Source organism: Actinomadura sp. NPDC000929, from assembly GCF_040492065.1.
Classification (GTDB): Bacteria; Actinomycetota; Actinomycetes; order Streptosporangiales; family Streptosporangiaceae; genus Spirillospora; species Spirillospora verrucosospora.
Map to the genome: position 1 here is coordinate 38,689 of NZ_JBEUPA010000045.1, position 12,002 is coordinate 50,690.

At 75.6% G+C, this 12,002-nt stretch carries 12 protein-coding genes; 4 read left to right on the forward strand and 8 right to left on the reverse strand.

Annotated features, from left to right (window positions below; all coding sequences use genetic code 11):
• Nucleotides 1–103: 103 nt before the first annotated feature.
• From ABWI04_RS18330 to ABWI04_RS18355, 6 genes are all read right to left on the reverse strand, one after another.
• Nucleotides 104–1,150, reverse strand: coding sequence for a lysylphosphatidylglycerol synthase transmembrane domain-containing protein (locus ABWI04_RS18330; protein ID WP_353833159.1), 1,047 nt, complete (start codon nucleotides 1,148–1,150; stop codon nucleotides 104–106).
• Nucleotides 1,151–1,241: 91 nt separating this feature from the next.
• Nucleotides 1,242–2,156, reverse strand: coding sequence for an oxygenase MpaB family protein (locus ABWI04_RS18335; protein WP_353833160.1), 915 nt, complete (start codon nucleotides 2,154–2,156; stop codon nucleotides 1,242–1,244).
• Nucleotides 2,157–2,357: 201 nt separating this feature from the next.
• Nucleotides 2,358–3,551, reverse strand: coding sequence for a thiolase C-terminal domain-containing protein (locus ABWI04_RS18340; RefSeq protein WP_345183568.1), 1,194 nt, complete (start codon nucleotides 3,549–3,551; stop codon nucleotides 2,358–2,360).
• Nucleotides 3,552–3,651: 100 nt separating this feature from the next.
• The gene (locus ABWI04_RS18345; protein WP_353833161.1) at nucleotides 3,652–4,710 is read right to left on the reverse strand and encodes a threonine aldolase family protein; all 1,059 of its coding nucleotides are present in this window, start codon (nucleotides 4,708–4,710) and stop codon (nucleotides 3,652–3,654) included.
• A gap of 34 nt (nucleotides 4,711–4,744) precedes the next feature.
• Nucleotides 4,745–5,308 carry a hypothetical protein gene (locus tag ABWI04_RS18350; RefSeq protein WP_353833162.1) on the reverse strand — a complete coding sequence of 188 codons (564 nt, stop codon included), beginning with the start codon at nucleotides 5,306–5,308 and terminating at the stop codon, nucleotides 4,745–4,747.
• Between the two features lie 74 nt (nucleotides 5,309–5,382).
• Nucleotides 5,383–5,568 (reverse strand): hypothetical protein, encoded by a 186-nt coding sequence (locus ABWI04_RS18355; RefSeq protein ID WP_353833163.1) that lies wholly within the window; start codon nucleotides 5,566–5,568, stop codon nucleotides 5,383–5,385.
• 228 nt (nucleotides 5,569–5,796) lie between these two features.
• On the opposite strand from ABWI04_RS18355, the gene ABWI04_RS18360 reads away from it, so the two are divergent.
• On the forward strand, nucleotides 5,797–7,287 hold the full coding sequence (locus ABWI04_RS18360) for a GAF domain-containing protein (RefSeq protein WP_353833164.1): 1,491 nt from the start codon (nucleotides 5,797–5,799) through the stop codon (nucleotides 7,285–7,287).
• On the opposite strand, the gene ABWI04_RS18365 is transcribed toward ABWI04_RS18360, so the two are convergent.
• Nucleotides 7,271–7,993 (reverse strand): histidine phosphatase family protein, encoded by a 723-nt coding sequence (locus tag ABWI04_RS18365; protein WP_353833165.1) that lies wholly within the window; start codon nucleotides 7,991–7,993, stop codon nucleotides 7,271–7,273. The genes ABWI04_RS18360 and ABWI04_RS18365 overlap by 17 nt on opposite strands.
• Before the next feature lie 99 nt (nucleotides 7,994–8,092).
• Here ABWI04_RS18365 and ABWI04_RS18370 point away from each other — a divergent pair, with 99 nt between their 5' ends.
• Both ABWI04_RS18370 and ABWI04_RS18375 read left to right on the forward strand, forming a co-directional pair.
• The gene (locus tag ABWI04_RS18370; protein WP_345183556.1) at nucleotides 8,093–8,458 is read left to right on the forward strand and encodes a hypothetical protein; all 366 of its coding nucleotides are present in this window, start codon (nucleotides 8,093–8,095) and stop codon (nucleotides 8,456–8,458) included.
• 154 nt (nucleotides 8,459–8,612) lie between these two features.
• On the forward strand, nucleotides 8,613–9,020 hold the full coding sequence (locus ABWI04_RS18375) for a hypothetical protein (RefSeq protein WP_353833167.1): 408 nt from the start codon (nucleotides 8,613–8,615) through the stop codon (nucleotides 9,018–9,020).
• A 55-nt stretch (nucleotides 9,021–9,075) separates the two neighbouring features.
• On the opposite strand, the gene ABWI04_RS18380 is transcribed toward ABWI04_RS18375, so the two are convergent.
• Nucleotides 9,076–9,843 (reverse strand): NERD domain-containing protein, encoded by a 768-nt coding sequence (locus tag ABWI04_RS18380; RefSeq protein ID WP_345183554.1) that lies wholly within the window; start codon nucleotides 9,841–9,843, stop codon nucleotides 9,076–9,078.
• 286 nt (nucleotides 9,844–10,129) lie between these two features.
• On the opposite strand from ABWI04_RS18380, the gene ABWI04_RS18385 reads away from it, so the two are divergent.
• Nucleotides 10,130–12,002: helicase-related protein (locus tag ABWI04_RS18385; protein ID WP_353833166.1), on the forward strand; the 1,873-nt coding region annotated here is incomplete at its 3' end.

Sequence of the window (12,002 nt, forward strand, 5' to 3'; positions counted from 1 at the left end):
CAGAACCGGAGGCCCGGCACCGCGCCGGGCCTCCGGCCCCGACCGGCGGCCCTTCCTCGCGCGACGAGGGAGGGCCGCACGCGTGCCGAGCACGATGAGGGAGTCACCGCCGGAGCGTCCGGCAGGCCAGGATGCCCAGCGGGACGGGCGCCCAGAACGTGACCGCCCGGAAGAGCAGGACGGCGTGCAGGGCCGGGCCCGCGGCGATCCCGAGGGCGGCGAGCGCGGCGACGAGGGCGGCCTCGGTGGAGCCGACGCCGCCGGGCGTCGGGACGGCCGAGCCCGCCGCGGCCCCCACCAGGTAGGCGGCGATGAGCGCCGGCGCGTCGGCGGGGCCCACCGCCGTCCCGGGGACGGCGAGGACGCCGAGGGCGAACGCGACGCCGAGGACGAGCGTGGTCCCCGCGGACGCGGCCAGGGTGACCGCGAGGTCGCGCGGGCGGCGGCACAGGTCGGCGAGCCCGGCCGCGGCGCTGCGGGCCGCGGCGGAGCGGACCGCGCGGCGCCCCCACAGCACGGCGGCCGGCAGCAGCACGCCGACGGCCATGAGGAGCGGGAGGGGCGGCACGAGGCCGGCGGCCCGGGAGGCGTGGTGGCCGAGGGCGTCCAGCATCCGGTCGTTCCCGCCGCCCGGGGCCAGGACGGCGCCGAGGCCGAGGACCGCGCCCGTCAGCAGAAGGTCGGCGGGGACGCCGGCGACCTGGAGGACCGCCACGGCGACGGCGGCGCGGGGCAGCGGCAGGCCGCGGCACACGAGGTAGCGGGTGTTGACGGCCGCGGCGCCGAGGCCCCCGGGCGTGACGCGGTTGGCGGCCGACGCGGTGAGCTGCGTCATCGTCGTCCTGACCAGGGGGAGCGGGCGGCCCGCCGCGCCGCGCAGCGCGACCGCGGAGCAGACGTAGTGCAGCAGGGACAGCAGGACCAGGACCGGAAGGAACCCCCAGCGCATGTGGCCGAGGGCGGCGAGGGCCGGTCGCAGCGGCCCGGCGGTCGTCAGGAGGGCGGCGGTGAGGACGGTCAGGAGGAGTCCGGCGACCACCCAGCGGGCCCGGTGGATCCGGCGGACGAGGGACGGCGCCGCGGCGTCGGCGCCGAGGCCTGGGAGCTTGGCGGTCGCCGCGGGGACGGCGCCGGCTGTGATCGTCTCCACGCCTCAGTGTCCGATGACCCGGCTGAAGCGCATGCGACCTCCGGACCCCTTCGACAAGAACGTTGCGTGACCTGCGGGAGGGAGGCGCCGCTCAGGCGGCCGGGCGGTAGCGGTCCTGACGGGTCTGGGCGCCGATGTAGCGGAGCATGCTGCGCAGGGCCCAGTGGTTGAGTCCGGTGGGCATCATGCGGTAGCCCTGCCGGTTGGCCAGGGCGAGGGCGGCGAACCGGGCCTGGTCGAGCGGGGACCAGGGGATGTCGAAGCGGTCGCGGACGACCTGCGGCAGGCAGCCGAAGGTGATCAGACGGAGCGGGCGCTCGATGGCGAGCCGCCCGGCGCGGTCGATCCGGGGGCCGCCGACGGGCAGCAGGGTGACGGTGTCGGAGCCGTGCTTGGCGATCTCCAGGGCGCGGGCGGCGGCGGGGGTGAGTTCGAGCGTGCGGGTGCAGATGTGCCAGAACCTGGACTGGAAGGCGGCGTAGTCGGCGGGGACGGGCCGCATGCTGACGCCGTAGCGGGAGTACCAGGTGACGGTCTCGGCGTACATCTGCTCGTGGTCCTCGGCGGTGAGCGTGCCGGGGTGGAAGGTCTCGGCGGCCTTGAAGATCTCCCAGGTGAACGTGGCGTGCGCCCACCAGAACGTCTCGGGTTCGAGGGCGTGGTACCGGCGGGCGCGCTCGTCCACGCCGCCGATGGCGCGGTGCAGGTCGCGGATGGTGCGGGCGCGGGCGGCGCCGTCCGGGGCGAGGATCGTCGCCCAGATCTGCGGGACGGACCGGTGGATCCGGTCGAAGGGGGCGTCGAAGAACGCGGAGTGCTCGGTGACGCCGGCGCCGATGCCGGGGTGCATGAGCTGCATCAGCCCGGCGGCGGCGCCGGGGAGCAGGGAGCGCAGGTCGGCGGCGTGCCGCCAGAGGAGCGTGCCGGGGCCGAGCGGGGCGCGGGCGGCCGTGCGGGCGGGCCTGCGGGCGGCGGCGGCGACGACCGTGGGGGGCGGGGCGGGCATCGCACCTCCTGCCGGCGGTTGCTTACCGTCACCGTAACGACTGTGAGACAAATGTCAATGTTTGTCGCACAATCGCGCGCCCGGCCGCTGGCCGCCGCGCGGCCCGGGACGGGTTCGCCCCGCCCTTCCACGTGAGGCCTAGCCGAGCCTCGTGCGGAGGGACGGGGCGAACGGCCCTGGCCCTGTGCCTGTCCCGCGGGGTCAGGCGGTGGCGGGCTTGTACACGGCGACGGCGCAGGCGCTGCCGAGGCCGATGTTGTGCTGGAGGGCGACGCGGGCGCCGTCCACCTGGCGGGCGCCGGCCTTGCCGCGCAGCTGCCAGGTCAGCTCGGCGCACTGGGCGAGGCCGGTGGCGCCGAGGGGGTGGCCCTTGGAGATGAGGCCGCCAGAGGGGTTGACGACCCACTTGCCGCCGTAAGTGGTGGCCTCGTCGTCGACGAGCTTGTGGCCCTCGCCGACCTCGGCCATGCCGAGCGCCTCGTAGGTGATGAGCTCGTTGGCGCTGAAGCAGTCGTGCAGTTCGATGACGTCGACGTCGTCGATGGACACCTGGGCCTCGTCCATCGCCTTGCGGGCGGCGCGCTGGGAGACGCCGAAGCCGACGACCTGGATGGAGGAGTGGTCGGCGAAGCTCTCCCCGGTGTCGCTCGCGATGTGGTGGCCGGCGATCTCGACGGCCTGGTCCCACAGGTCGTGCTCGTCCAGGAACCGCTCGCTGACGACGAGCGCGGCTGCGGCGCCGTCGGAGGTGGGGGAGCACTGGAGCTTGGTCAGCGGGTCGAAGATCATCGTGGCGTTCTTGACGTCGTCGAGGGAGTACTCGGTCTGGAACTGCGCGTAGGGGTTGTTGACCGAGTGCTTGTGGTTCTTCCAGCCGATCCAGGCGTAGTGGTCGGGGGTCGAGCCGTACTTCTCCATGTGCTCGCGTCCGGCGTTGCCGAACATCTGCGGCATGGGCGCCTTGTCCAGCTCCCACTCGCGGCCCGCGGTCATGGAGCGCAGGTGGTGGTCGATGATGGTGACCTTGGACTCGCCCATGCCGGCGCCGAGCGAGCCCTTCTTCATCTTCTCCATGCCGAGCGCGAGGGCGCAGTCGGCGAGGCCGCCGCGCACGGCCTGGCGGGCGAGGTACAGCGCGCTGGACCCGGTCGCGCACGCGTTCATGACGGTCATGACGGGGATGCCGGTCATGCCGGTCTCGTAGAGGGCGCGCTGGCCCATCGATCCGTACATCGAGCCGGCGTAGGCCGCCTCGACGGCGTCGTAGCCGACGCCCGCGTCCTCCAGGGCGTGGCCGACGGCCTCCTTGGCCATGTCGGGGTACTCCCAGTCGCGGGAGCCGGGCTTCTCGAACTTGGTCATGCCCACGCCGACGACGAAGGTGCGGTTGGCCATCGGGCTCGCCTCCTGTAACCGAATCCTGTTCGGTCACACCATAGCCCGCGGCCCGGCCGGCGGGCGGGGGCGCTCCCGATGATCGGGATGGCCGGGCCGGTCAGCCCGCCGTCTCCTCGGCGAGGGCGGCGGCGAACGCGTCCACGTCGTCCTCGGTCGTGTCGAAGGAGCAGACCCAGCGGACCTCGCCGGTCGCCTCGTCCCAGGTGTAGAAGGGGAACCGCTTGCGCAGCCGCTCGGCCGCGTCCTTCGGCATGAGCGCGAAGACCGTGTTGGCCTGCACGTCCTGGGTGATCTCGACGCCGGGGACGGCGCGGGCGGCGCCCTCCAGGCGGCGGGCCATGGCGTTGGCGTGCGCGGCGTTGCGCAGCCACAGGTCGCCGTCCAGCAGCGCGATGAGCTGCGCCGACACGTACCGCATCTTGGACGCCAGCTGCATGCTCGACTTGCGCAGGTAGGCCAGCCCCCGCACGGCGCCCGGGTTCAGCACGACGATCGCCTCGCCGAGCAGCAGCCCGTTCTTGGTGCCGCCGAACGACAGCACGTCCACGCCCGCGTCGGTGGTGAGGGCGCGCAGCGGCAGGCCGAGGGACGCGGCGGCGTTGGCGATGCGGGCGCCGTCCATGTGGACCGACAGGCCGCGCTCGTGCGCCGCCGCCGCCACGGCCGCCGTCTCCCGCGCGGTGTAGACGGTGCCGAGCTCGGTGCTCTGGGTGATCGACACGACGGCCGGCTCCCGCCGCTGGATGTTGCCGAAGCCCGTCGCGTACCGGTCCACCAGTTCGGGGGTGAGCTTGCCGTCCGGGGCCGGCGCCGTGACGAGCTTCAGCCCCGCGATCTTCTCGGAGGCGCCGCACTCGTCGGTGTTGATGTGCGCCGACTCCGGGCACACCACCGCGCTCCACCGCTCCGACATCGCCTGCAGCGACACCACGTTCGCGCCCGTCCCGTTGAAGACGGGATACACCTCGGCCTGCTCGCCGAAGTGGCGCCGGACGACCTCGCGGAGCCGGCCGGTGACGGCGTCGTCGCCGTAGGCGGGCTGGTGCCCGGTGTTGACCTCGGCCAGGGCCGCGAGGACCTCCGGGTGGACGCTCGCCTGATTGTCGCTGGCGAAACCGCGCGCGGCGGACGGACGGATGTCGGACGGCTGAGTCATGCCCCCATTCTCCAGGACGTCCGCCGATGTCCCCTTATGCCGGGCGGTCGGTGAGGTCCTGGAGCGGGGCGGGCGCGGCGTCCGGCGGCGGCTCGGCCGTGCGCAGCGCCATCCGGGCGCGCATCGCGTCGAGGTCGTCGCCGAACCGGGTGACGGTGGACTGCAGGTCGCGCCACAGCCCGGTCCGCTGCTCCAGCGCCGCGACCTTGGCGCGCAGGTCGGCGACGCGCCGCTCGGTGGCCTCCAGCCGGGCGTGGTCGCCGGCGGACTCGCGGCCGGTCCGGATCAGGCTGGTGGCGATGGCGGCCAGGTCGCGCTCGGTGTCGTCCATGCGCTCGTCCAGGCGCGGCAGCAGCCGGTCGTTGAGCTGCCCGACCAGCGAGTCGAGCTCGGTGCGGATCGTGCGCAGCTCGGCGTCCTGGACGCGGACCGACTGCTCTAGGATCGACAGACGCTCGACGAGGGCGGGGAGCAGCAGGACGATCTCCGCCGACCGCTCCAGATCTCGACCGGCCCTGACGAGGGCGCCGGCGCCCTCGCGCAGATGGCGCTCCACCTCGGCGGCGGCGCGGCGGACGAGACCCGGTATCACGGTCATGGCGCTCCCTTCCGGGGCCGGCGGGTGGAATCTCCTTAAACTGTAGGCGAATCGACCGTGAACGTTTTGTGAACTCACCGGTTTATCTCGGCGGTCCGCGCGACCTCGCGGACGGGCGGCCGCTCGTCCGGAAAGGCGCGCGGGCCGGGCGGAGCGCCGCAGGCGCACAGCCCCTGCCGCACGATGAGCGAGGCGCGTTCGGCGGTGTAGTCCGCCCGGCTGGCGGCCGGTCGGACGCGGTGGCACGTCAGGCAGAGCATGGGTCGGTTCTCCCCCCGTAGCGCCGGGAGCGGAGGCCGTCCCGCACGCATTCCCCCCGGACGCGTGCGGGACGGCGGACCCACGGGATGGTCCTCCGGCTCCCCGGCGCCGCTCACGGTAGGCGCTCCCACGTTGCATGCACGTTGCGATCATCCGGTCACGGACCGTGCCGTGATCCGGTCAGGCGGGATCCGGCGAATCGGTTGCACCGCCCAGGCGATGGACCGATGCTCGAACGGAGCCGGATGTCGCTCCGGGAGAAAGGGCTGATGGTGGTGCGCGAGCCGGGGACCGTCCGGACGCCGATCGCCGAGTCGTGGCGGCGCTCCCAAGACGCCGACGTCGACGCGGGCATGGACGCGGCGCCCCTGGTGTTCGACCGGGACTCCCTGGCCGACGCCCGCGGCGTCCACCCCCTCGAACCGCACCTGCCGATGCTCCAGGCGCTGCTGCGGCGGGTCGCCGACGAGACCGAGCACCTGATGGTGATCACCGACGCCGCCGGGCACGTGCTGTGGACGCAGGGCCCGGCCTTCGCCCGCCGCGCCGCCGAGGCCATCGGCCTGACCGCGGGCTTCCTGTGGTCGGAGGACGCCGTCGGGACCAACGGCATCGGCACCGCGCTCGCCTCCGGCCGGCCCGAGTACGTGTACGCCGCCGAGCACGTCGCGCACGTCCTGCACCGCTGGTCGTGCGCCGGCGCGCCGATCACCGACCCCGACTCGGGGCGCGTGGTCGGCTGCATCGACGTCAGCGCGACGGTGCAGGCGCTGCACCCGGCGACCGTCGCGCTCGTCGCCGCCGCGGCGCGGCTGGCCGAGGCGCGGCTGGAGAACGAGATGCTGGTGCGCGACCAGCGGCTGCGCGAGCGGCTCCTGCCGCATCTGCGGGGGCTGCGCGGCACCGGCGTGCTCGCCACCGTCACCGGCCGCATCCTCGCCGCGCCGGCGGGCGGGCTGGTCGGCCGGCGCGTCGCCGTCCCCGAGCCCGGCGGGACGGTCGAGCTGCCGGACGGCCGCACCGCCGTCGCCGAGCCCCTGGGCGAGGCGTTCCTGCTGCGGATCCCGGGGGCGCGGGGCCTGGTCGACGACGGCGCCCGGTCCGGGCGCGGCCTGGCGGCCAGGCCCGTGGTCGCCGAGGCGCCGCTGCTGACGCTGGCGCTGCTGGGCGACGGGCCGCACGCGCTGCTGGACGGGCGGCGGTTCGACCTGACGCTTCGGCACGCCGAGATCCTCGCGCTGCTGGCGCTGCATCCGCGGGGCCTCAGCGGCGACCGGCTGTCGCTGTGCCTGTACGGCGACGAGGGCAGCGCGGCGACCGTCCGCCCGGAGATCCACCGGCTCCGCCACCAGTTCGGCGACGTGGTGCGCGCCCGCCCCTACCGGCTGGGCTGCGCCGTCGACGCCGACTTCCTCGCCGTCCGGCGGATGCTCGACGAGGGGGACGTCGCCGGCGCCGTGCGGTTGTACGGGGGCGAGCTGCTGCCGCGCTCGGACGCGCCCGCCGTCCGCGCGGAACGCGACGAGCTGACGGTGCGCGTCCGGCGGCAGGTGCTCGACGGCGGCGGCGCCGACGTGCTGTGGGCCTACGCGCAGACCGAGCCGGGGCGCGGCGACCTGGAGGCGCTGGAGCGGCTGCGGGGCGTCCTGCCGCCGGGGGATCCGCGGCTGGCCGCCGTGACCTCGCGCAGCGCCCGGCTGCTCAGCGGCGAGCCGTAGGAGGCGGCACCGCGGCGGCGAGGTGGGCGCAGTCGTTGTAGCAGACGGCCGCGAGGCCGCTCCCGTCGTGGCGCCAGCGGGTGACCGACGCGTTGGCGACGGGCTCCTTCTCGATCCGCATGACCTCCGCCTCGGTCAGCTCCTCCACCAGGTAGCGGGTCATGACGATGATCGCGTCGTGGGCGACGACCAGGGCCCGGCCGCCGGGGGCGCCGGTCTGCAGGTCGCGGTAGAAGCTGCGCAGCCGCAGCGCCAGGTCGGCCCACGACTCGCCGCCGGGCGGGCGGTGGTAGAACTTGCCGAGGTGGCGCAGCCGGTCGGCCTCTTCCGGGAACCGCGCGCGGACGCCGCGGGGGGTGAGCCCCTGCAGGATGCCCTGCTCGCGGTCGCGGATCCGCTCGTCCACCTGGATCCGCGGGGCGGCGAAGGTCGTCTCGGCGAGCGCGATCCGGGCGGTGTCGAGCGCGCGCACGTAGGGGGAGGCGATCACCGTCGTGGGGCGCTCGTCCTCGGGGAGCTCCTCCAGCCAGTGGCCGAGCGCCGTCGCCTGCGCCCGCCCGGTGTCCGACAGCGGGACGTCGGCGTCCCGCTCGGGGATGTCGACCTCCTCGGCGTCGGTGCCGAGGACGGCCTGGTAGGCGAGGTTGCCGGTGCTCTCTCCGTGCCGGGTCAGGGTCAGCCATCGCAGCGCGTTCACGCCCGCCATGCTGCCATGCCCGGCGGCTTCCCGATCCCGCGCCGCCGGAGCCGGGACCCGCCGGGCGGCGGCGCGGTTGCTCTACAGCCGGTAGTACTCTTTGGTGCCGTGACGAACGTGCTGTCCGCCACGACCATCGTGGTGGCGCTCCTGGCCGCCGGCTACGCGCTGGTGACGGCGCTGCGCGGCCGGGCGATGGGCGCCGCCGACCTCGGCGCGTTCGGCGTCCTGGAGGTGCTGCTGGTCGCGCAGGCCGTGGTCGCCTTCGTCAAGCTCTCCGGCGGCGAGGGGCCGGAGGGCCCCGCCACCTTCGTCGGCTACCTGCTGGGATCTCTGCTGATCCCCGTCGCCGGCGCCGGGTGGGGGCTGCTGGAGCGCACCCGGTGGGGCCCCACGGTGCTCGTCGTGGCCGGGGTGGCCGTCGCCGTCATGATCGTGCGGATGAACCAGCTGTGGAGCGGCACCGGTGCCTGACCCCGAACACGAGACCGCCCGCGAGACCGAGCCCGTCCCCGAGACCGCGGTCCGGGAGCCGCTGGCCCGCGCGGACGACGGCGCCCGCGCCGGCGCCGAGGCCCGCACGGGCGGCGGTGCCCGGCCCGGCGCCACCGCCGGTGGGCCGGGACGGCTGCTGGTCGCCGTCTACGCGGTCTTCGCGCTCGCGGCCGGTGCGCGGGCGGGGGTGCAGATCGCCACCCGCTTCTCCGACGCGCCGGTCGCCTACCTGCTGTCGGCGGTCGCCGCCGCCGTCTACGTCGTGGCGACGGTGGCCCTGGCCCGGGGCGGCCGGACCTCGTTCCGGATCGCAGTCGCCGCCTGCGCGACGGAGCTGGCGGGCGTGCTCGCCGTGGGCACGCTCAGCGTCGCCGACCGCGCCGCGTTCCCCGACGAGACCGTCTGGTCCGTCTACGGGCGCGGTTACGGGTTCGTGCCTCTGATCCTGCCCGTCGTGGGTCTGCTGTGGCTGCGCCGCACCGCCCGCAGAGGTGGCGGAACCCCCGCGGGCGGTGGGCGCCCTGTGAGCGGCGGCGTGTGAGCCCTCCGGCCACAGGTGTCTGTGGGTCATGCCGTCCTCCTGCCAGAGGGGCCGGTCACGCCGCGGCGTGCGCCGAGCTGGGGGAGCCGACCGGCAGGGCGCGCACGGCGGCCCGGGCGATCGCCTCGATCTCCTCGGGGGAGCGGTCGGCGGTCGGGTTGCGGCGCATCCAGCGGATCAGCTTCAGCGGCGGGGCGAACACGATGCCGTCGGCGGTGAACGGCGTGCGGGCGAGCTTGCCGCCGTGCACGGCCAGCACCGGCGTCACCGACACCGGCGTCCCGGCGGCGCGGGAGACCGCCTCCGCGGCGGCCTCGGCCCGCGCGGTCAGCCCGCGGACGAGCTTGGTCTGCGTCCGGCCGTCGATGAAGAGCCTGCCGCCGTGCTGGGAGACCTCGGCCCCGGGCGACCACGCCTCGTTGTGCACGAGCCAGACGCCGCCGGGCCCGACCACCAGTTCGTCGGCGATGCCGTGCCCGGGAACCGTCCGGGCGTGCAGCACGCGGTGCCCGCGCCGCTCCAGCGTGTAGCGCAGGAACCGGTCCATGCGCTGGTCGCCGCGCAGCCCGAGGCGCCACACCCGCGACGCGCTGTAAATGCGCCAATGGACGAGCGTGTCAGCTGTCGCCACCAGAACGGCCATCGCGATTCCGAAAACGGCGTTGACGAGCAGCCCGCACAGCACGAGCGTCGCCGCCGCTAGAAAGGCGCGTGTCCGCAATCGTCCTTTTCGGCCCCGCTGCCAGAGTTCCTCGTACACCGCCTGCGGCGAACCGCCGGTGAAAGCGGGGCGGTCCCTGAGGTAGATGGAGCTGCCGAACATGTCCGTCCTCCCAGCACCTGCTTAGACGCCACCAGTATGGGGATGGTCCGGCATTCCCGCCACACTTTGCGAGGTGACTTAAATCAAACTTCCGCGCCACTTCTTGGGCCTGGGACATTGCTCACCTGCCCGTTCGGGTGTGATTGGGTGAGACGATTCGGGGAACACCGGAGAAGAGCCCCCGAGATTGGCTGAAAGGCGCGGTGCAACTATCACCGCAAGATTCAAGGCCCTTTTCATTGCAATTGTTTGCTCCGGGGCGCGAGCGGCGCGGCAGACTGGGACGATGCACCTCAGCGCCGCCGAAGGCCTCCCCGTCCGCCAGGCCGTCCCCGCCCTGCGCGCGGCTCTGGACGAGCACGGCGCGGCCGTCCTGGCGGCGCCGCCCGGCACAGGGAAGACCACCCTGGTCCCGCTCGCCCTCGCCGGGCTCGCCCTCGCGCAGGGTCAGGGCGCCCCGCCCGCGCCCGGCAGGGTCCTGGTCCTGGAGCCCCGCCGCCTCGCCGCCCGCGCCGCCGCGCGCCGCATGGCCTGGCTCCTCGGCGAACGCGTCGGCGGCCGGGTCGGCGTCACCGTCCGCGGCGAGACCCGCCCCGGTTCCCGCGTCGAGGTCGTGACCACGGGCGTGGTCCTGCAGCGCCTCCAGTCCGACCCCGAGCTCGACGGCGTCGGCACGGTGATCCTGGACGAGTGCCACGAGCGGCACCTGGACGCCGACACCGCGCTGGCGTTCCTGCTCGACGTCCGCGCCGCGCTGCGCCCCGACCTGCGCCTGGTCGCCGCGTCGGCGACCGCCGACACCGGCCCGTGGTCGCGCCTGCTCGGCGGCGCCCCGGTCGTGGAGACCGCGGCGGCGCTCCATCCGGTCGAGACGGTCTGGGCGCCGCCGCCGCGCCCCCTCCCGCCGCCGCACGGCATGCGCGTCGACCCGGGGTTCCTCGCGCACGTCGCCGCGACCGCCCGCCGGGCGCTGGCCGAGCGCGACGGCGACGTCCTGTGCTTCCTGCCGGGGGTCGGCGAGATCACCCGCGTCGCCGGGCTGCTGGCCGGCGCGCCCGCCGAGATCCTGCAGATCCACGGCCAGGCGCCGGGGCGCGTGCAGGACGAGGTGCTCGCGCCCGCGTCGCGCCGCCGGATCGTCCTCGCGACCTCGGTGGCCGAGTCGAGCCTCACCGTTCCCGGCGTCCGCGCGGTCGTCGACTCCGGCCTCGCCCGCGAGCCGCGCACCGACCACGCCCGCGGCCTCGGCTCGCTCACCACCGTCCGCGCGTCCCGCGCCACCGCCGACCAGCGCGCCGGGCGCGCCGGGCGCGAGGCCCCCGGCGCCGTCTACCGGTGCTGGACGCAGGCCGAGCACGACCGGCTCCCGGCCCGTCCCCGCCCCGAGATCGAGCTGGCGGACCTGACCGGCTTCGCCCTCCAGGCGGCCTGCTGGGGCGACCCCGGCGCGACCGGCCTCGCCCTGCCCGACCCGCCCCCGGCCGCCGCGATGGACGCCGCCCGCTCCACCCTGCACGCCCTCGGAGCCCTGCGGGACGGCCGCGCCACCGACCGCGGCCGTCGGCTGGCCCGCGTCGGCCTGCACCCCCGCCTGGCCCGCGCCCTCCTGGACGGCGCCCCGCGGGTCGGCGCCCGCGACGCGGCGCAGATCGTCGCCCTGCTCTCCGAGCCGCCGCCCCGATCGGCGGGCGACGACCTCACCGCCGTCTGGCGCGGCCTGCGCGGCCGGAGCCGCCCCGCCGACCCGCACGCGGCGCGCTGGCGCGACGAGGCGGCCCGCCTCCAGAGGTCGCTCACCGTGGACGCCGGGGCCCCGCCGGGGATCGGCGACGACCGTGTCGCGGGGACCGTGGTGGCGCTGGCGTTCCCGGAGCGGGTCGCGCGGGCGCGGCGGGGGAGCGGCTACCTGATGGCCTCCGGGACGGGGGCCGAGCTGGCGGAGGGGTCGGCACTGGCCGGGGCGCGGCCCGGCTGGCTCGCGGTCGCGGCGGCCGACCGTCCCGCCGGGTCGGCGTCGGCGCGGGTGCGGCAGGCCGTGGTGATCGACGAGGAGGTCGCGCGGTCCGCGGCGGCGCCGCTGGTGGAGACCGCCGAGGAGGTCGTGTGGCGCGACGGGGACGTGGTGGCGCGCCGCGTCGAGCGCCTCGGCGCGATCGAGC